The organism is Oerskovia flava (assembly GCF_026163685.1).
Taxonomy (GTDB): Bacteria; Actinomycetota; Actinomycetes; order Actinomycetales; family Cellulomonadaceae; genus Oerskovia_A; species Oerskovia_A flava.
The window spans coordinates 182,403-201,884 of sequence record NZ_JAOXSR010000006.1; the positions used below are offsets into that span (position 1 = coordinate 182,403).

Below are 19,482 nucleotides of genomic sequence, written 5' to 3' on the forward strand. Positions count from 1 at the left end.
GCCCCGGCGGGCCGTCGCGCGTCCGTGTGGCCTACGCTCGTCAGCGTGCCGCACGTGCGCCACGACCCAGGGAGCAGCCGATGAGCGTGTACGACATCCCCTTCCAGACGATGGACGGATCGACCACCAGCCTGGCGGAGTACCGCGACGACGTGATCCTCGTCGTCAACGTCGCCTCCCGCTGCGGGCTCGCCCCGCAGTACGCGACCCTCGAGGCGATGCAGGAGAAGTTCCGCGACCGCGGGTTCACCGTGCTCGGCTTCCCGAGCAACCAGTTCCTCCAGGAGCTCGGCTCGAACGAGGCCATCCAGGAGTTCTGCTCGATGACGTACGGCGTCACCTTCCCGGTGCTCGACCGTGTCCGGGTCAACGGCCGCAACGAGCACCCGCTGTACACCGAGCTCAAGAAGACCCCGGACCAGACGGGCAAGGCCGGCAAGGTGTCGTGGAACTTCGAGAAGTTCCTCGTCCTGCCCGGCGGCGAGGTGCACCGCTTCCGCCCCAAGACACTGCCCGACGACCCGGCGATCCTCACGCTCGTCGAGGACCACCTGCCGCGCTGATCCCCGCGGCCCGGCCGGCGTCGGCAGGCGGGGCACGCCGGTCTCGCCGACCCGAACCGCACGAACCCACGACGAGCGCCGCCGTGACGAGACCGGAGGCGACCGCCCACGGTGCGTCGAGGGTGAAGACCGCCGCGAGCGCCGCGGCACGCCACGACGAGAAGACGACCCGGCCGGCCCGGTCGTGCAGCGCGTGGCGCCGGCTCGTGCGCGACGGCGTCCCGTCCGGCGTGCCCGGCGGGCACCCCCGCACCGGGTCCATCGGGGACACGCCCGACGCGACGAGCGAGAGGCCGAACACCGACACCAGGGCCGGGAGCACGACGCTGCCCGCAGGAAGGCTGCCGGCCGCGGCGCGCCACCGCTGAGGGTCTCGAGGTCTCTCGCTCGGCGGGCAACTTCTCGCATACCCGGTGCCAGTACCCTCGTAGCACTGCGCAACCTTCGTCAAAGGAGTCGTCGTGCGCCCATTGCTCCGTCGCCTTCCGCCCTTGCGGTGGCGAGACGAACGCATCGCAGTGCTGCGTGTCCAGCGCGACGCCGCCGAGAAACGCCTCCGTGACGCCGCCGAGCGGGACGCGGAAGCCGCAGCCGAGCGTGAACGCGTCGGCACCGCGCACGGGGCTTCCTTCCAATATCTGCTCGAGGCCGAGCGGCGGCTCGCTCGGCTCGCGGAAGGATCCGCAGCGAAACCTCTGCGTATCACGCTCGCGGGAAAGCTCTACTCTCAGTCGATCGCACGAGCTGCCGGTGTGCAGGTGCCGGAGGTGTATCGCGTCTGGCACACGCTCGACGAGATCGATCTCGGTGGCCTGCCGTCGACGTTCGTCCTCAAGTCGGATCGCGGCACCAGCTCTCAGGGTGTCTTCCCGCTTCTCGCAGAGGGGGACTCGTTCCGTCTCGCTGGGCATCACACCCCGCTGACGGCAGAGAGCGTCATCGATCGCCTGCGCGCGCGAGCGCTCGCCGGCAAGGCACCGGAGCCGTACTTCGTGGAGGAGTACCTGCACGGCAGGGGAGGTGACGAGATCCCCCCGGACATCAAGGTGTACGCGTTCTACGGCGAGATCGGGCACATCCTTCTTCGGCAGGTCGGGAAACATGGCGACAACCGCTCGGTCGTCTTCAAGTACGTCGACGAGGACGGAGCGAATCTCGGGCCTCTCGCAACGGACCGTCGGATCGATTCGTCGATACCCCTCCCCGCCAACCTCGACGAGGTGGTCCGTGCGGCACGCGCGATGTCCGTCGCCGCCCGCGTCCCGTTCATCCGCGTCGACCTGTACGAGACCGACCGGGGGATCTTCTTCGGCGAGTACACCACTCGCCCCGGGGGTCGACAGTGGTATGGCGACACCCATGACGCTCGGTTGGGAGAGCTCTGGGAGGCCGCGCAGGCACGTCTCGACGCCGATCGGGCGGGCGGCACGCCAGCGGAGCCAGCGACCTGGACCCATGGAGGAGTGGTGCCCTGATGACGCGCGCCTCGATCCCCGCGGTCCTCGGTCCCGGCGGGTCCCCTTGCGGCCGGAACCCCAGCCGCAACGAGCGCTTCAGTCCGTCAGTGCATCGCCCAGCGCGGAGATCTGCAGCACCATCCACGGGCTGAAAGCCCACGGCGTGGCCTCGACCGCTCGCACGACGGCGGCCGGCTCGGCCCAGGCGTGCTCCATCACCTCATCCGGGTTCGGCGCGACCTCGCCCACCGCACGCGCCATGTAGACCGGGCAGATCTCGTTCTCCACGACGCCTGACGCGTCGACGGCCCGGTAGCGGAAACCCGCGACGGCGACCTCGAGGTCCGTGACCGCGAAGCCGAGCTCGTGCGCAGCGTGCCGCGTGATCGACTCCTCGGTCGACTCCGTCCACCGCGGGTGACCGCAGAACGAGTTCGTCCACACCCCCGGCCAGGTGCGCTTCGCGAGGGCGCGGCGCGTGAGGAGGAGGCGACCGGCGTCGTCGAGCACGTAGCAGGAGAACGCGAGGTGCAGGGGCGTCTCCGTGGTGTGCACGGCGCTGCGCGCGAACGTGCCGAGGCGGGTGCCGTCGTCGGCCACCGTGACGACGTGGTCGGGAGCGACCGGCACGTGGCCGTCGCGGCGGGTCTGCTGCAGGTCTGCGTCGGGCACGCGTCCACTCTCGCACACCCCGCCACGGCGCTCGGCGGCAGCCTGCTCGCAGGCTTGCGACGGATCGCCACCCTGGTCGGCCGGCTCGTCGACGACCGCGAGCTGCTCGGGGTCAACGGTGAAGCGCGCACAGCCGGTGAGCCGCACCGGCTGTGCGCGCGTCAGGTCAGCACCGGACGACGGGCCCGGAGACGTTGCGGATCGTGAGGTTGGTGGTGCACGGGTTCTCGACGACGCGCGCACCCGACGTCAGGGTGAGGTTCTCCAGCACGATGTCTCGGTTGCCCGGGAACTCCGACCGCGCGGCGAGCCGGACGTCGCCACCGGAGATCGTGCCGCCCGACGTCGCGAGGCTGACGTTGTAGCAGTTCTCGAGGAGCACCGGGTTGTTGCCCGTCCCGGAGATCTCGACGCGGTTGATGCGCAGGCCACCGCTCTCGGAGACGCAGAAGATGCCGCGCCCGCCGCTGCTCGCGCGCACCGTGCCCACCTGGATGTTCGTCGGGTAGCTCGACCCGACGCGCCCGGCCCGGTTGGCGAGCCGCAGCGCCGCGTACCCGGTGCCGGCGCCCGCGTTCACCGCGTCGACGGTGCCGACGGTCGCGTTGATCGTCTGGTTGAGCAGCAGCCCGGACCCTCCGACGTTCCGGGCCGTGACGGTCCCGACCGTGAGCCCGTCGACGCCGTACGTCTCGACGCCGTGCGACCCGGAGCCGGAGACGTACGCCGAGTTGATGGTGATGTTCCGCGCGTAGCGGCTCGTGTCGCCGTGGTTGTCGATACGGACGCCGATGCCGCCGCCGCTGAGCCGCATGTCGATGTCACGCAGGCGCAGGTTGTCCACGTTGCGCGCGAAGATGCCGTAGACGGGTGTGCCCGTCAGGGCGAGGCGAGCGACCTCGATGTCCGTCGCGCCGCGCATGTAGACGCCGGCGACGTTGCCCGAGCCGCTGCCCGTCACGTGGATCGTGCCGCACGACTCGAGCGTCGTGTAGCTCGGCAGGGTGATGCGGGAGTTCGCGCTCATCGTGCCCGAGCCGTTGACGACGACGCGCTGCTTGCTCGTCCGGCCGGCGTCGAGCCCACCGATCGCGGTGTTGATGGCGGTGAGCATGTCGCCGCCGCTGTACAGCTGTGTCGTGCCGCGGAAGGCGCGCCAGGTGCTCCCGTCCTGGACGGCCGCGCCGTGCACGGTCGAGCCCGTACAGCTCGTGCCGGTGTTGGCCTGGCTCGCCGGTGCCAGTACGACCCCGGGTGCGACGAGGCCGAGGGACACCAGCGCCGTCAGCGCGGCGGTGCGCAGGCGGGGTCGGGTCCGGGGTCTCGATCTGCCGTGCGAGCGGGCCGCTGCCGGTCCGGTCGCGGGTCGCAGGTGATTCGTCACGTCGTTGTGCACGATGTCGCCCTTCGTCGGGTTTGGGACATTCACATCGTTGCATCGTTTCAAGAGGCCGACAAGACCCTGTCCCGGGCGTCTGCGTCCGGCGTCACCCCGGCCAGGAGTCCTGGTGGTCGTCCCACCAGCGCAGGACGAGCGTCCCGTAGAACGTCAGCCACGGGGACGGCTCGCCGGGCGGGACGTCCACCTCGAACCACACGCGTCCCGGGAGCCGGTGTTCCTGGACCCACGTCCCGTCGGGTGTGCGCGCGGCGCGGACGAGCTCCATGGCGTCGGCCATGCGCGGGTCCGGCGGCGTCCCGTCGAGCAGCGCCGCCTGCCGGAAGTACACGGCCGCGTTGAGCACGGTGTAGTACGCGCGGAACGGGTAGACGTACCGCAGCGCCCACGGCGCCACCGGTTCGCCGGTGGACAGGCGCCGGAACAGTCCGCGACGTAGGAGGTACTCCTCACCGGACCGTCGTGCGGCGCGCGTCTCGTCGCTCCCGCCCGTCGTCATCTCGTCGTACAGCAGGCCCTTGAGCGTGTTGAGCGTCGAGTGGAACGACGACCGCACCGATCCCTCGACCCACTCGCAGTTCCACCCGCCGTCCGCCATCCGCAGCCGCAGGATCTCGGCGCGCAGAGCGTCGACGTCGGCCCCGAGCCAGACCCCGTTGGCGAGCGTCCACGCGTTGATGCAGCAGTCCACCTCGCCGCCCCAGTAGGGGAGGTCGTCGTACTCCCAGCGGCTGTTCGCCGCGAGCAGCTCGGCCGTGCCACGCTCTCGCAGCGGCGCCGGGTCGAGCCCCCACTCGCGCAGCGAGTTCAGCGACCAGGTCGTCGCGGTCCACGGCTGACCGGCGCCGACCTGCGCCTCGGGCCCGGTGAAGTCGAAGTCGCCCGGGAAGAACGCACCGCCCGCCCACTGCCCGTCGGGGTCCTGCAGGGCGAGCAGCCGGGCGCCGAAGCCCTCCGTCGCGACCCGGGCCCGGGTCTCCTGCCACACCTCGGGCGGCGCGTGCAGCAGGTCGCGCTCGACCTGCCACCGCAGCGCCGGGTCGGTGTCCAGGAGCCAGTCGACGAGCTGTCGGTCCCCCATGAGCCGAGCGTACGACCGGCACGGTGTGGTGCGCCTGCTCACCGGCCGACGCTCACCGGCCGACGGCCGCGAGCGGGGCGCTGCCCGCGGCCGTCGACGACTGGTGCCGCTATCCGGCGTAGGTCTCGATCTCGGCGACCCGCGGCGTGCCGGTCGCGCTGGTGATCTCGACGTCGACCTTGCGCAGCGTCGTCGCCGGGAACGTGAGGCTCCCCGCGCCGGTTCCGGTGGCCAGGACCGCGCCGGTGTCGTTGTTCACGACCCGCCACGCGCGGAGGTTGCCGACCGCGCCCGTGGCCTCACGCACCGTCACGCGTGAGACCGTCGTGTCCGTGCCCCACTTGACCGAGATGCGTCCGGTGGTCCCGCTCGGTGACCAGTAGGTGCTCATCGAGTCGTCGACGACGGCGCCGTAGCTGGTCCCGCCACCCTTGCTCGAGCCGTCGGCGCCCGCGCCGATGCTGAGGTTCTGCCCGCTGGGGTCGGGGTCGGGCGTGGGGTCCGGCGTCGGGCCCGGGTCCGGCGTCGGGCCCGGGTCCGGCGTCGGGCCGGGGTTCTGCGGCGAGCACGAACCGTCGGACACCCGCAGGTTCGTGCCGGCCCCCGCCGTCTGGCGCACGATGTTCGGCACGCAGCTCGCCGCGTCCATCGTGTACGAGTACGGGATCGCGACCGTGGTGGTGGAGGTCGGGTTGGGCCCGGCGGGGTTGGTGTCCCCGCTGCGGCTGGACCACGTGACGTTGTCGTAGATGTTGCCGCTGACCTGCCAGTAGCCGGCCTCGCTCGTGTAGAACGTGCCGAGGACGTCCTTGGAGTCCTCGAAGTAGCTGTTCTCCACCTTCGCCCGCGCCCCGGCGCGCGAGTTGATGCCCGACGAGTTCAGGTCGACGTAGTGGTTGTTGTAGATGTGCGCGACGCCGCCGCGCAGCAGCGGGGCGCGGGAGTCGATGTTCTCGTAGAGGTTGTGGTGGAACGTGACGAACCCGTTGGAGCGGTCGTTCTCGCTCGACCCGATGAGGCCGCCGCGTCCGGAGTTGCGCAGGATGCTGTAGGACAGCGTCACGTACTGGGTGTTGTTCTTCATGTCGAACAGGCCGTCGTAGCCGTCCGACTCCCCGCCGGACGCCTCGAGGGTCACGTGGTCGACCCAGACGTTGCGCACGTCGCTCTCCATGCCGATCGCGTCACCGCCGTTGGACGTGGGGGAGCCCGACTTCTTGACGTTCCGGACCGTGACGTTCTGGATGATGATGTTGCTGGCTTCACGGATGTGGATGCCCAGCTGGTCGAACACGGCACCGTTGCCGACCCCGACGAGCGTGACGTTGCTGATCTGCTTGAGCTCGATGACGTCGTCCGCGGTGTTGCAGGACGGGCCCGAGACCTTGCTCGTGTTGCCGTGGTTGATGGTGCCCTCGACCTGGATGGTGATCGGGGTGCTGCTGCTGGCCCGGTTGCACAGGGCCGCGTGGATCGCGGTACCCGTGGTGGCCCGGACGGTCTGGCCGCCCGCCCCACCGGTGGTGCCACCGTTCTGGGACGCGAACCCCGTGGCGCTGCCGGTGGCGGCCTGGGCCCCAGGGATCGCCAGGGCGGTCACGCCCATGGTCGTCGCCAGGGCCATGGCGGCCCCCGCTGCGAAGAGTCGTCGTGCGACTGGTCGTCTCATCGTTGCCTCACTCTCGTCGTTGACGTCGGGCAATGCGTGTCCCGCGCGCGCCTCGGCGATGGCCGAGAGGGCTGCACGGACCGGTCGTCGCGGTGGCCCCGTCGATGCCTCCCTGCCGACGGGGTTCTCGGGCTCACGTCGACTCTGACGCGAAACGCTCACATACGACATTCATCGCGAGTAACCGGTTTCCCGCATCATAGAGACCGGTTTCTCGGAGCACAACCCCCTCGAAACGAGATTGGAGCGCTGGGAGTTCGCCGGATCTCGCCGGGGACGGGACGCCTGGCAGAGCGTCCTGCACGGGTGATCATCGACCGAGAAACCACTGGCCTCCTCGCGACCCGGGTGACACGCTGGAGTGCATGGCGAGCACTGCCGACGTTCCCGAGTGGGGGTTCTGGCGTGCCGATTGCCTGATGCCAGGGGTCGTCGATTCCGTCGTCGGGTACGCCGCCCACGGGGTCGGACGATCGATCCACCGCGGGCTACCGTCGCCGCACCTGACGTTCGTCATCTCCTTCGACGAGCCCGTGGTCACCGGCTGGTCTGTCGAGGAGGCCGCTGGGCGAGCGGCCACCCGGGTCGACGTCGTCGCGGCCGGACTGCACACGGAACCCGCGTACGTCTGGCAACCGCCCGCGCAGTCCGGCATCCAGATCGCGGTGCACCCGACGGCCGCCCGGACGGTCTTCGGCGTGCCGGCCGCGGAGCTGTCCCACCGGACGTTCGACGGCAACGACGTGGGCGGGCCGGAGATCACCGTGCTTCGCAACCGACTCATCGAGAACCCCGACTGGGCCGAGCGCTTCGCGCTGGTCCACCGCTTCCTCCGCGACCGGGTGGACCGCGCCGCAGACCGGCCAGCGGTGCGAACCGAGGTCGTGGAGGCCTGGAGCTGGCTCGTGCGGCACCGGGGCGCCGGTCGGATCTCGTCCCTCGCCGAGCATGTGCTGCTCAGCCCGCGCCAGCTGAACGCCGTCTTTACCGGGGAGCTCGGCGTCGGACCGAAGCGGTTCAACCGCCTGCTCCGGCTCCAGCAGGCGAAGCAGGCGATCGCCCGACGCGTCGCTCGGGGCGAGAGCGTCGGGCTCGCCGACATCGCGGCGCGGTGCGGGTTCGCCGACCAGGCCCATCTGACGCGCGACTTCGCTTCTCTGGTCGGGACCAGCCCGTCGCGTTGGCTGGCCGAGGAGATCAGCACCCTCTCCGCTGACGGCTACCGCGAGCCCGGCGCACCGCCGAAACGTTCAAGCCCTCCCGGTGGTCGGCGAGGCACGGTGGTGCCATGACGACTGCAGACGAAGCTCCGGCCCCGAGCGTCTGGCCGACGCTCCGCGCCCGCGACGCGCACGCCCTGATCGACTTCCTCACCACGGTCTTCGGCTTCACGGCCACGGCGGTGCACGCCGAGGGAGATCTCGTCCAGCACGCCGAGCTGATCTGGCCCGAAGGCGGCGGAGTCATGCTGGGGAGCGACAGGCCCGACACTCCGTGGACACTGCGGCCCGGAACCTCCGGGGTCTACGTGGTGACCGAGAGAATCGACGAGATCCACGACCGTGCGGTCACCGCCGGGGCGCGGATCGTCCAACCGCTGAGCAGCCCCGACTACGGTGGCCTCACGTTCTCCTGTGCCGACCCGGAGGGCAACCTGTGGTCCTTCGGCACCTATCGCGGCGAACCCACCCGACCCACGCCGTCACCGACGGACAGCATCTGACCGGACTGTCGAGGCTGCTCACCCGAACCGAGGCGAGGGCCGCACGCGCCAGCTCGTGCATTCCGTGGCCACGACGCTCGACGGCTACAACGGCGCAGCCATGCTTCGACGGCCCGTTCCAGCGTCACCTGCTCCAGCCCGCCGGCGAGACGCAGCTATCCTCCGAGGGCGCCGTCGTCCATCACCTCGCGCCGCCACCTCGCGCCGCCTAGGAACGCAGAAAGTCCCGGCCAGGATCACCTGACCGGGACTTTCCGAAGATCTTCCGACTCAGAAGTCGAAACCCTCTTCACGTGCGCGAGGGGGGACTTGAACCCCCACGCCCTTTCGGACACTGGCACCTGAAGCCAGCGCGTCTGCCATTCCGCCACTCGCGCGTGCCGCAGAAGACTAGCACGGGCGGACCCCCGCCCTGGAACCGCAGCGGAACGGTGCTGGTCATCGGCCGCCCCGACGAGCCCTGAATCACCACCTGGCACCTGACGTGCACGTGATCTCCTCGTGCTCCACCGGACAACATCCACACAACGGGGGCGTCGCTGCGCTCCAGGTCGATACGATCTAGGTAGTCTGCCCGCACGGCCCCGGTACATCTGCCGGTGCTGCGGAAGAACAAGGTAGCCGAGCAACGTGTGCGGAAGGAGGTGGCATGGGAGTCCTGGACCGCTTCGAGAAGGGTGTCGAACGCGTCGTGAACAACGCGTTCGCGAAGGTGGGTCGCAGCGAGGTCAAGCCTGTCGAGCTGGCGAGCGCGCTGCGGCGCGAGCTGGACGACCGTGCCGCCGTCGTCGGCCGTGACCGGACGGTCGCGCCGAACGAGTTCACGATCGAGCTCTCGCCCGACGACTTCGCGCAGGTCGAGGGGTGGGGGGCGGAGACGCTCGCCGACGAGCTGGCGTCCAACGTCACGGAGTATGCGGCGTCGCAGCACTACGCGTTCGTCGGCCCCGTGAGCGTGAGCTTCGAGCAGCACGACACCCTGGACCCGGGCCGCTTCCAGGTCCGGTCCGCGAGCGTGCGGGGCAGCGTCGCTCCGGCGACGTCGTCGGCTCCCAGCACCCGCCACCCCCTGGTCGACATCGACGGGCAGCGTTACCTGCTGACCGGGCCGGTCACGGTGATCGGGCGCGGCTCCGAGGCCGACATCGTCGTCGACGACCCCGGGGTGTCCCGCCGCCACCTGGAGATCCGCGTGACCCCCGACGGGGTGATCGCGAGCGACATGGGCTCGACGAACGGGCTCTACGTCGAGGGGCACCAGGTCCCCGCGGCCACTCTCCTGGACGGCAACAGCCTGACCATCGGTCGGACCCGCATCATGTTCTGGACCGGCGCGTCCGACAACGAGGAGTGGTGATCTCCCCGGTATGAGCGAACTGACGTTCACCCTGCTGCGGCTGGGCTACCTCGTCCTGCTCTGGGTGTTCGTGTTCTCCGCGATCGGGGTGCTGCGCAGCGACCTCTACGGCACCCGCCGGATGTCGCGGCGCAAGCGGGGCGACCCGCGACCGGGCCGCGGCTCCGCAGCCGGCGCACAGGTAGCCGGCCCCGCCTCGGCCCCGACACCCGCGCAGGCCCCGGCCCGCACGGCGCCCGCGGCACCCGCCGCGTCGTCGAACGAACCCACCCGTCTGGTGGTCGTCGCGGGCGCGCTGCGCGGCACGACGATCCCGCTCTCGACGTCGTCGATCCTCATCGGCCGGGCACCGAGCTGCACGCTCGTCCTCGACGACGACTACTCTTCGTCGCGACACGCACGGATCTTCCCGCAGGCCGGTGCCTGGTACGTGGAGGACCTCGGCTCGACGAACGGTACGTACATCGGCGAGCAGCGACTCTCCGGGGTGAACCAGCTCCAGCCGGGAGTCGGCGTGCGGATCGGTCAGAGCGTCGTGGAACTGCAGAGGTAGCGCCCGTGAACATCGCCCTGCGCTACGCGGCGCGCTCCGACGTCGGCCTCGTGCGATCCAACAACCAGGACTCCGGGTACGCCGGCCCGCACCTGCTCGTCGTCGCGGACGGCATGGGCGGGCACGCCGGCGGGGACGTCGCGTCGGCGATCGCCGTCGCCGCCCTCGCCCCCCTCGACGGCTCCGAGCACGGCCCCGACGAGGCCCTTCACGAGCTCGAGCACTCCATCGACCAGGCCCGCCAGGACCTGGTCGACCGTTCTGAGCACGACCCCGAGCTCGGTGGCATGGGCACCACCGTCACCGCGATCATGCTCGCGGGCGACAAGCTCGCCATGGCGCACCTCGGCGACTCGCGCGCCTACGTCCTGCGGGACGGCGAGCTCGCGCAGGTCACGACCGACCACACCTTCGTCCAGCACCTCGTCGACACCGGGCGCATCTCGCCCGACGAGGCCGAGACCCACCCGCAGCGCAACGTCGTCATGCGCGTCCTGGGCGACTTCGACGTCGACCTCACCCCGGACGTGTCGATCCGCGAGGCGCACCCCGGCGACCGCTGGCTGCTCTGCTCCGACGGCCTGTCCGGGTTCCTCAGCCCCGAGCTCCTCGCCCACACCCTCGTCGAGATCACCGACGTCGACGAGTGCGCCGACCTGCTCGTCCAGCTCGCCCTGCAGGCGGGCAGCACCGACAACGTGACGGTCGTCGTCGCGGACGTCGTCGACGCCGACACGCTGCGAGACGCCGCAGCGGCCGTCGTGGCGAACGGCGTCTCGGTCGTGGGGTCAGCGGCAGACGCCGAGGGCTGGGGCGTGTCCGTGCCGGGCGGCGCCCTCGACCCGACAGGGCAGACGACCGAGACCGGCGCGCCCGCGGAGGGCCCCGCCCTGGGATCGGTCGGCAACGGTCTCGACACCCCCGTCGACGACCTCGGTGACGACCTTGACGACGAGGCCGAGGAGGCCGACGTCCGGCCCGTCGCACCGCCCAAGCGCCGGTGGCTCACCGCGCTGAGCATCCTGCTGCTCGTCGCCGGGGTCGCGGTGGCGTCCTGGGCGGGCTACCGGTGGACGCAGGGCCAGTACTACGTCGGCATCGCCGACGGCCAGGTCGCCGTGTTCCGGGGTATCCCCGCGAGCGCCGGCCCGCTGACGCTCTCCCAGCCCATCGAGCTCACCGGCGCCCGCATCGACGACCTCCCGGGCTACGTCGTCGACCGACTCGAGGACACCATCCCCGCGACGTCGCTCGCCGACGCCCGCGAGCGGGCGGACCGCCTGGTCGACGAGGCCACCCCGGAGGAGCCGGCCCCGCCGACCCAGGACCCCACCGAGGACCCGACGGACGAGCCGACGGACGAGCCCGCCGACGCCAGCCCGCAGACCGGCACCGTGCCGCACGTGGTGGCCTGATGGCGCCGGTCGAGCCCGAGGTGCGCCCGGGACGGACGGCCGAGCTGGGCCTGCTGGTCCTCGCGCTGGCGCTGGGGATCGGTGCGTACGCGATCGTCGGGATCACGGTGACCGACGAGCTGCCGGAGAACTTCGCCCTCCACGCGGGCGGACTGGCGGCGCTCAGCCTGGGCGCGCACGTGCTGCTGCGCTTCAAGGCCCCCTACGCGGACCCGGTGATCCTGCCCATCGCGACGGCGCTCAACGGCATCGGGCTGTCGATGATCTACCGGCTCGATCTCTCGCGGCTCGAGCGGGGCGGCACGGAGGTCCTTGCCACCCGCCAGGCGCAGTGGACGGCGCTCGGCATCGTCGCGGCGTGCGTCGTGGTCTGGCTGCTGCGGGACCACCGCATCCTGCGCCGCTACACGTACACCGCGATGATCGTGGGCCTCGGACTCGTTCTCATGCCGCTGCTGCCCTTCATCGGCGTGACGATCAACGGCGCCCGGATCTGGGTCAACGTCGCGGGCATGTCGCTGCAACCGGCAGAGTTCGCGAAGATCGCGTTCGCGGTGTTCTTCGCGGGGTACCTCGTGACGAACCGGGACACGCTCGCGCTGGCCGGCAAGAAGGTCCTCGGGTTGCAGCTGCCCCGGGTGCGGGACCTGGGCCCGTTGATCATCGTGTGGATCGCGTCGCTCGGGATCCTCGTGTTCGAGCGCGACCTCGGTACGTCGCTGCTGTTCTTCGGCCTGTTCGTCGCGATGCTCTACATCGCGACCGAACGGATCAGCTGGGTGGTCATCGGTCTCGCGATGTTCGCCGGCGGCGCGGCACTCGCCGCCTCGACGTTCGGTCACGTGCAGGCGCGCATCGACGTGTGGCTCGCCCCGCTCGAGCCGGAGATCTATGGGCGCGATCCCGGCGGGTCGGGTCAGCTCGTGGGCGGCCTGTTCGGCCTCGCCAACGGCGGGCTCGTAGGCACCGGCTGGGGCGAGGGCTACCCGCGGCTCGTGCCGTACGCGTTCTCCGACTTCATCTACACGTCGCTCGGCGAGGAGCTGGGTCTGACCGGCCTCCTCGCGATCCTGCTCATGTACCTCCTGCTCGTCGAGCGTGGCCTGCGTACCGCGCTCGCTGTGCGTGACGGCTTCGGCAAGCTCGTCGCCGGTGGCCTGGCGTTCGTCATGGCGTGGCAGGTCTTCGTCGTCATCGGCGGCATCACGCGCATCATCCCGCTCACGGGTCTGACGATGCCGTTCGTCGCGCAGGGCGGTTCGTCGCTCCTGGCGAACTGGCTCATCGTCGGGCTGCTGCTCCGCATCTCGGACAACGCCCGCCGCCCGTCGTCGCTGCCCGTGCGCGGGCAGGTCGCACCCGGTGGTGCCCGCGCCGCCGCCCCGACCCCGGTCGTCGCGGGGACCGCGACCGGTGCCGTGCCCGACGACGCACCCACCACCGTGGGCGGCTCACCGACGCCGGGCTACGGGGAGTCCCTCCCCCTGCGCGCCGCGGACCCGCCCCCGCCCCCGCCGTCGCCGTCCCACGACGCCGCGACGGAGGTCGTCCGCGTGGACGACGTGGACCGCGACCCGCACGGCAGCGACGAGAACGACGGACGGAGGGAACCGTGAACGTCCCCCTGCGCCGCGTCGCGAGCATCGTCCTCGTGATGTTCGTCGCGCTGATGGTCTCGACGTCCTACATCCAGTTCGTCCAGGCGGACCAGCTCAACAACGACCCTCGCAACGTGCGGACCATCTACCGGGAGTACGGCAACTTCCGCGGTCCCATCGTCGTCGCGGGTGACGCGATCGCGTCCTCCACCCCGGTCGACGACCCGTACGGCTACCAGCGCGAGTACTCCGACGGCATGCTCTACGGGCACGTCTCGGGCTTCTTCTCCATCGTCAACGGCATGTCCGAGATCGAGCAGACCGAGAACGACTTCCTCAACGGGCAGGCCGACGCGCTGTGGCTGGACCGGTTCGGCGCGATGATCACGGGCAAGCAGCCGCAGGGGTACTCGGTCGAGCTCACGGTGGACCCGGACGCCCAGCGCGCCGCCTACGAGGCCCTCGGCGACCAGCGCGGCGCCGTCGTGGCGATCGAGCCCGCGACGGGCAAGATCCTCGCGCTCGTCTCCACACCGAGCTACGACCCGAACTCTCTCGCGACGCACGACACGGGCGCGGCGCGCGAGGCCTACCAGGAGCTGCTCAACGCCGACGGCAACCCGCTGTCGAACCGCGCGATCCGCGGCAACACCTACCCGCCCGGCTCGACCTTCAAGATCGTCACGGCGGCCGCCGCCATCGAGAGCGGCGACCTGACACCCGAGAGCGTCATCCCGGCGCCGCAGCAGTACCAGCTGCCGCAGTCGAGCTCGGTCATGAACAACTTCGGCGGGATCCGCTGCTCGCCCGAGGGCGAGCAGTCCCTCGCGGACGCGCTGCGCATCTCGTGCAACACCGCCTTCGCCGAGCTCGGCGTCGAGCTCGGCGACGAGGTCCTGCGTGACCAGGCGGAGGAGTTCGGCTTCGACGAAGGGCTGCAGATCCCGATGCCCGTCACCGCGAGCCACTTCCCGACCGAGGGCACGGAAGAGTCCAGCCCACCCCGCACGGCGCTGGCCGCGATCGGCCAGGGCGACGTCCGGGTCACCCCCCTGCAGGTCGCGATGATCTCCTCCGCCATCGCGAACGGTGGTGTCCAGATGGCGCCCTACACCGTCCAGACGGTGCGCAGCCCCGACCTCGACGTGGTGCAGGAGGCCTCTCCGAGGCGCCTGCGCACGTCCGTCTCGCCCAGTACGGCGTCGGCGCTGCGCGACATGATGGTGGGTGTCGTGGACAACGGCACCGGGACGGCCGCACAGATCTCGGGCGTCAAGGTCGCGGGCAAGACGGGGACCGCGGAGCACCGGTCGGACGCCGCACCACACGCCTGGTTCACCGGGTTCGCCCCGGCGGACGACCCTCAGGTGGCGGTCGCGGTGATCGTGGAGAACGGCGGCGACGCCGGCAACGAGGCGACGGGCGGCGCCGTCGCCGCACCGATCGCCAAGGCCGTCATGGAAGCGGTGTTGAACGGATGAGACCGGTCGAGGGCCTTGCGCTCGGGAACCGCTACCAGCTCGTACGCCGGGTCGCGATCGGCGGGATGGGTGAGGTCTGGGTCGCCACCGACCACGCCCTCGGCCGCGAGGTCGCCGTCAAGGTGCTGCGGGAGGAGTACGCGGGCAACGAGGACTTCCTCAACCGGCTGCGCACGGAGGCGCGCAACAGCGCCGCGCTCTCGCACCCGAACATCGCCCAGATGTACGACTACGGCGAGCAGCAGAGTTCCGGCTACCTCGTGATGGAGCTCGTGGTCGGCGAGCCCATGGCCGACCTCCTCGAGCGTGAGCCCGTTCTGCCGCCCGCCCGGCTCCTGCCCATCCTGTCCCAGACGGCGCGCGCGCTCGAGGCCGCGCACATGGCCGGCGTCGTGCACCGCGACGTGAAGCCGGGCAACATCCTGCTCGACCGCTCCGGCGAGGTGAAGATCACCGACTTCGGCGTCTCCCTCGCGGCCAACCAGGTGCCGATGACGGCAGCGGGGATGGTCATGGGAACCGCCCAGTACCTCTCGCCCGAGCAGGCCATCGGCCAGGCCGCCACCGGCGCCTCCGACATCTACGCCCTGGGCATCGTCGCCTACGAGTCCGTCGCGGGGAACCGCCCGTTCACGGGCTCCACGCCGGTCGACATCGCCGTGGCGCACGTCAACGAGCAGGTGCCGCCGCTGCCGGGCAGCGTCCACCCCGACCTCGCCCGGCTCATCCTCACCATGCTCGCGAAGGACCCCGCCGGGCGGCCACCGAGCGCCGGGCTGCTCGCCGAGACCTTCGACGCGCTCGCGATCCGCATCGCCCGCGACCCCTGGGGTGCCACGTCGATCACCGACGAGTCGCACCCCGAGGGGCAGCCCGCGACCCGGCGCGCGCGCCGTGCGACCCGGCCCGCCGACGGCCCCACCGCCACGCCGGAGCCCGGCACCGCGACCCCGGTGCGGCCCGTGGAGCCCGTCATCACCTCGATGGCGATCCCTGAGACCGTCCGCGCCGATGCCCCCGCGGACGAGGTGCCCGACGACGAGTCCCCGGCACCCCAGCACGAGGCGGCACTCCCGTGGGAGCGACCCGCGCCGTCGAGCAGGAGCGGGACGTCGCGCACCTACCCGCCTCGGCGGGAGATGCACGGGCAGGCCCGGACCCGGCCGCCGTCGATCCGGCCCGCCGGCCGGCGTCCCGAACGCCCGGAACGGCCCGAGCACTCCGGCGAGCAGGGGCCGGGTGCCCCGAGCCGCCGCGAGCATGCTCCGGAACGGCCAGGGCGGGGCGGTTCCTCGGTGCCGGGCGGCACCCGGGCGCCGGCCGGTGCCACGCGGTCAGAGCGGCGGCGTGCCTCCCAGAACGCGTCGCCGACGCCCGCACGGACGTCGACGACGACCGGCCTGCGCATCGGCGGGCTGGCCAAGGGCATGTCCTGGCCACTGCTCGCCCTCCTGGGCCTGCTCCTGATCCTGCTCGTCGCGACGCTGCTCAACCGTCCCGACCGGACGGAGCCCGACGCACTGGGCGAGCAGATCGTGACGACATCGTTGCTCCCTGCTGCCCATGGCACGGGTGACAACGTGGTACCCAATGGGATGATTCTCAGTACTGCGGTCAGCACCGCGGTTCCGACGACGCTGAAGGACGCTTAAGTGGTGGACACTCCTCCCCGGGTTCTCGCCGGGCGCTACGAGGTCGGTGAGCTCATCGGCCGTGGTGGGATGGCCGAGGTGCACATCGGCCACGACACCCGCCTCGGGCGTACCGTCGCGATCAAGATCCTGCGCTCGGACCTCGCCCGCGACCCCTCCTTCCTCGCCCGGTTCCGCCGCGAGGCGCAAGCCGCCGCGGCACTGAACCACCCCGCGATCGTGGCGGTGTACGACACGGGCGAGGACGTCCACACCGAGGCCGCGGGCGCGACGTCGCACGTGCCGTTCATCGTCATGGAGTACGTCGAGGGCCACACGGTCCGCGACATCCTGCGCGACGGGCAGGCCGTCCCCATCGACGAGGCCATCGAGATCACGGCCGGCGTCCTCGCCGCGCTCGAGTACTCGCACCACGCGGGAATCGTGCACCGCGACATCAAGCCCGCCAACGTCATGATCACGCCGACCGGCGCGGTCAAGGTCATGGACTTCGGTATCGCGCGCGCCATCGCCGACTCCGCCGCGACCATGACCCAGACCCACGCGGTGATCGGTACCGCCCAGTACCTCTCGCCCGAGCAGGCTCGCGGCGAGACGGTCGACACCCGCAGCGACCTGTACTCCACGGGCTGCCTGCTCTTCGAGCTCCTCACCGGGCGGCCGCCGTTCATCGGCGACTCCCCGGTGGCGGTGGCCTACCAGCACGTGCGCGAGACGCCCGCGACGCCGAGCGAGCTCGCACCCGACGTGCCCGAGGTCCTCGACCGCATCACGCTCAACGCGCTCGCCAAGGACCGCACCGACCGGTACAGCACCGCGGCGGAGTTCCGCGCCGACCTCGAGGCCGCAGCCCGTGGTGGGCACGTCAACGCCCCCGCGGTGGGCGCGGCCGTCGCCGCCGCGGCGCTCGCGCCGACGATGGTCGAGAACGCGACGCAGGTCATGAGCCCGGCGCAGGCGGCGTCCCCGTGGGGCACGACCGGCGCGGCCGCGATCCCCCCGGCCGGCCCGGAGGAGCCGCTGGCCGAGGAGCCCGAGGAGAAGAAGTCCCGCAAGGGCCTCATGTGGACCCTCATCGCGGTGGGGGTTGTCGCGATCGCGACGATCGTCACGTTGCTCCTGCTGAACGGTCGGGAGGCCCCGCCCGAGACCGTCGTGGTGCCGACCCTCTCCGCGGACGTCACCGAGGAGGAGGCCCGGGAGATCATCGAGGGGGAGGGACTGGAGTTCCAGGCCCTCATCGACGAGGAGTCCGAGCTCGACGACGGCACGTTCGTCAGCCAGAGCCCCGAGGGGGGAGAGGACGTCGCGCTCGGCAGCACGGTCACCGTGTACTTCTCCGCCGGTCCCGACAGCACCGTGGTCCCCGACGTGACCGGAGAGACGCAGGAGCGCGCGCGCCAGCTCCTCGAGGAGGCGGGCCTGGAGTTCGGATCCGTGACCCCGGAGGACAGCGTCGACGTCGACCAGAACAACGTCACCGGCACGGACCCCGCAGCCGACGAGACCGTCGCGCGCGGCACGACCGTCAACCTGTTCATCTCGAACGGCAACGTGACCCTGCCCGATCTGAGGGGCATGTCCCAGGACGCGGCACGCGATGCGCTCTCCGAGCTCAACCTCAACGCGCAGATCTCGCAGGAGGAGAGCGACGAGGAGGTCGGGACCGTGCTCTCGCAGAGCCCGTCCGCCGGGAGCGTCCCGCAGCGGTCCACGGTGACGATCACGGTCGCCGAGGAACGTGCGCCCGAGACGACGACCGTGCCGTCCAACCTCGTCGGGATGACCGAGGACCAGGCCCGCGAGGCGCTCGGCGGAGCCGGCCTCAACGCCGGGACGTCGCAGAGCCAGGAGAGCGAGCAGTACGAGGCCGGCATCGTCATCGGCTCCGACCCTGGCGGAGGCCGAACGGTCCCCGAGGGCAGCGAGGTGAGCCTCATCATCTCGAGCGGGCCTGGCCCGAGCGACAACGGCGACGACAACGGGAACGGGAACGGCAACGGGAACGGTGGGGACGACAACGGCGGCGGAAACGGCGACGGTGAGGGCGGAGACGCCGCCGGCCTCGGCGGCTTCCTCCCGAGCCCCTGACACTCCGCACCCGATCGCACGGCGCCACTGACCGGGCGTCACCGCTGAACGGACGAAGGGCCTCTCCCCGGTGAGGGAGAGGCCCTTCGTCGCGGTACGGGAGGCCTTCGCAGGACGTGCCGCTACTGGCGGACGAGCGGCGCGAGCCCTCGGGACCGCTCCACGGCCTCGGGCGAGCCGCAGACCGCGAGCCAGTTGGCCAGCAGGCGGTGGCCACCCTCGGTGAGGACTGACTCGGGGTGGAACTGCACGCCGTGCAGGGGCAGGTCGCGGTGCTGGACGGCCATGACGACCCCGCTGCTCGTGGCGGCCGTGATCTCGAGGAGGTCGGGCACCGTCTCGCGGATCACCGCGAGCGAGTGGTAGCGCGTCGCCGTGAACGGCGTCGGCAGCCCCTCGAGGACCCCGACGTCCTCGTGCTCGACGAGGCTGGTCTTGCCATGCATGAGCTCGGGCGCGTGCGTGACGGTCGCCCCGTAGACCTCCGCGAGCGCCTGGTGGCCCAAGCACACCCCGAGCATCGGGGTCCGGGAGGCGGCGCACGCCCGGATGACGTCCTCGCTCTGCCCGGCCTCCTGGGGGGTGCCGGGGCCGGGGGAGACGAGCACGCCGTCGAACGGTCCCTGCTCGTCCGCGTAGCGCCCGTCAGGCCCGACGTCCGGCACGGCGTCGTTGCGCACGACGACGGTCTCGGCACCCAGCTGGTCCAGGTACCCCACGATCGTGTAGACGAAGGAGTCGTAGTTGTCGACGACGAGGATGCGGACCATC

General features: G+C 71.3%; 17 protein-coding genes and 1 tRNA gene. 12 read left to right on the plus strand and 6 right to left on the minus strand.

The features are described 5' to 3' along the window. Window positions 1-80: 80 nt before the first annotated feature. The 3 genes from OHL10_RS11810 to OHL10_RS11820 all read left to right on the plus strand — a co-directional run bounded on the left by OHL10_RS11810 (window position 81) and on the right by OHL10_RS11820 (window position 2,038). On the plus strand, window positions 81-563 hold the full coding sequence (locus OHL10_RS11810; protein WP_265522419.1) for a glutathione peroxidase: 483 nt from the start codon (window positions 81-83) through the stop codon (window positions 561-563). Window positions 564-646: 83 nt separating this feature from the next. Further along, window positions 647-931 (plus strand): hypothetical protein, encoded by a 285-nt coding sequence (locus tag OHL10_RS11815; protein WP_265522420.1) that lies wholly within the window; start codon window positions 647-649, stop codon window positions 929-931. 93 nt (window positions 932-1,024) lie between these two features. Beyond that, the gene (locus tag OHL10_RS11820) at window positions 1,025-2,038 is read left to right on the plus strand and encodes an ATP-grasp fold amidoligase family protein (RefSeq protein ID WP_265522421.1); all 1,014 of its coding nucleotides are present in this window, start codon (window positions 1,025-1,027) and stop codon (window positions 2,036-2,038) included. A 78-nt stretch (window positions 2,039-2,116) separates the two neighbouring features. Here OHL10_RS11820 and idi read toward each other — a convergent pair whose 3' ends face one another. The 4 genes from idi to OHL10_RS11840 form a co-directional block, all read right to left on the minus strand. After that, complete coding sequence (idi, locus tag OHL10_RS11825) at window positions 2,117-2,692, minus strand: isopentenyl-diphosphate Delta-isomerase (RefSeq protein WP_265522422.1); 576 nt, start codon at window positions 2,690-2,692, stop codon at window positions 2,117-2,119. A 166-nt stretch (window positions 2,693-2,858) separates the two neighbouring features. Beyond that, window positions 2,859-4,121 (minus strand): hypothetical protein, encoded by a 1,263-nt coding sequence (locus OHL10_RS11830; RefSeq protein WP_265522423.1) that lies wholly within the window; start codon window positions 4,119-4,121, stop codon window positions 2,859-2,861. 58 nt (window positions 4,122-4,179) lie between these two features. After that, window positions 4,180-5,172: a squalene cyclase gene (locus tag OHL10_RS11835; protein WP_265522424.1), complete on the minus strand. Its 993-nt coding sequence runs from the start codon at window positions 5,170-5,172 to the stop codon at window positions 4,180-4,182. Between the two features lie 109 nt (window positions 5,173-5,281). Continuing rightward, window positions 5,282-6,841: a pectate lyase family protein gene (locus tag OHL10_RS11840; RefSeq protein WP_265522425.1), complete on the minus strand. Its 1,560-nt coding sequence runs from the start codon at window positions 6,839-6,841 to the stop codon at window positions 5,282-5,284. A 365-nt stretch (window positions 6,842-7,206) separates the two neighbouring features. Between OHL10_RS11840 and OHL10_RS11845 the strand changes: the two genes are divergently transcribed. Then, entirely contained in the window at window positions 7,207-8,133 is a 927-nt protein-coding gene (locus OHL10_RS11845; protein WP_265522426.1) for an AraC family transcriptional regulator, read from the plus strand. After that, the gene (locus tag OHL10_RS11850) at window positions 8,130-8,564 is read left to right on the plus strand and encodes a VOC family protein (RefSeq protein ID WP_265522427.1); all 435 of its coding nucleotides are present in this window, start codon (window positions 8,130-8,132) and stop codon (window positions 8,562-8,564) included. The genes OHL10_RS11845 and OHL10_RS11850 overlap by 4 nt, the downstream gene beginning before the upstream one ends. 294 nt (window positions 8,565-8,858) lie before the next feature. Here the strand turns inward: OHL10_RS11850 and OHL10_RS11855 are convergent. Then, window positions 8,859-8,941: transfer RNA gene (locus tag OHL10_RS11855), tRNA-Leu, on the minus strand. 272 nt (window positions 8,942-9,213) lie between these two features. Between OHL10_RS11855 and OHL10_RS11860 the strand changes: the two genes are divergently transcribed. The 7 genes from OHL10_RS11860 to pknB are packed head-to-tail and all read left to right on the plus strand — an operon-like array spanning window position 9,214 to window position 18,711. After that, window positions 9,214-9,921: an FHA domain-containing protein gene (locus tag OHL10_RS11860; protein ID WP_265522428.1), complete on the plus strand. Its 708-nt coding sequence runs from the start codon at window positions 9,214-9,216 to the stop codon at window positions 9,919-9,921. A gap of 10 nt (window positions 9,922-9,931) precedes the next feature. Further along, window positions 9,932-10,474: an FHA domain-containing protein FhaB/FipA gene (locus OHL10_RS11865; protein ID WP_265522429.1), complete on the plus strand. Its 543-nt coding sequence runs from the start codon at window positions 9,932-9,934 to the stop codon at window positions 10,472-10,474. Window positions 10,475-10,479: 5 nt separating this feature from the next. Further along, the gene (locus tag OHL10_RS11870) at window positions 10,480-11,889 is read left to right on the plus strand and encodes a PP2C family protein-serine/threonine phosphatase (protein ID WP_265522430.1); all 1,410 of its coding nucleotides are present in this window, start codon (window positions 10,480-10,482) and stop codon (window positions 11,887-11,889) included. Then, the gene (locus tag OHL10_RS11875; RefSeq protein ID WP_265522431.1) at window positions 11,889-13,505 is read left to right on the plus strand and encodes an FtsW/RodA/SpoVE family cell cycle protein; all 1,617 of its coding nucleotides are present in this window, start codon (window positions 11,889-11,891) and stop codon (window positions 13,503-13,505) included. Before OHL10_RS11870 ends, OHL10_RS11875 begins: the two co-directional genes overlap by 1 nt. Next, on the plus strand, window positions 13,502-14,968 hold the full coding sequence (locus OHL10_RS11880) for a peptidoglycan D,D-transpeptidase FtsI family protein (RefSeq protein ID WP_265522432.1): 1,467 nt from the start codon (window positions 13,502-13,504) through the stop codon (window positions 14,966-14,968). The genes OHL10_RS11875 and OHL10_RS11880 overlap by 4 nt, the downstream gene beginning before the upstream one ends. Continuing rightward, entirely contained in the window at window positions 14,965-16,620 is a 1,656-nt protein-coding gene (locus tag OHL10_RS11885) for a serine/threonine-protein kinase (protein WP_265522433.1), read from the plus strand. Before OHL10_RS11880 ends, OHL10_RS11885 begins: the two co-directional genes overlap by 4 nt. Further along, on the plus strand, window positions 16,621-18,711 hold the full coding sequence (gene pknB / locus OHL10_RS11890) for a Stk1 family PASTA domain-containing Ser/Thr kinase (RefSeq protein WP_265522434.1): 2,091 nt from the start codon (window positions 16,621-16,623) through the stop codon (window positions 18,709-18,711). Window positions 18,712-18,833: 122 nt separating this feature from the next. On the opposite strand, the gene OHL10_RS11895 is transcribed toward pknB, so the two are convergent. Continuing rightward, window positions 18,834-19,481, minus strand: a complete 648-nt coding sequence (locus OHL10_RS11895) for an aminodeoxychorismate/anthranilate synthase component II (RefSeq protein ID WP_265522435.1) — start codon at window positions 19,479-19,481, stop codon at window positions 18,834-18,836. Window position 19,482 lies beyond the last annotated feature (1 nt).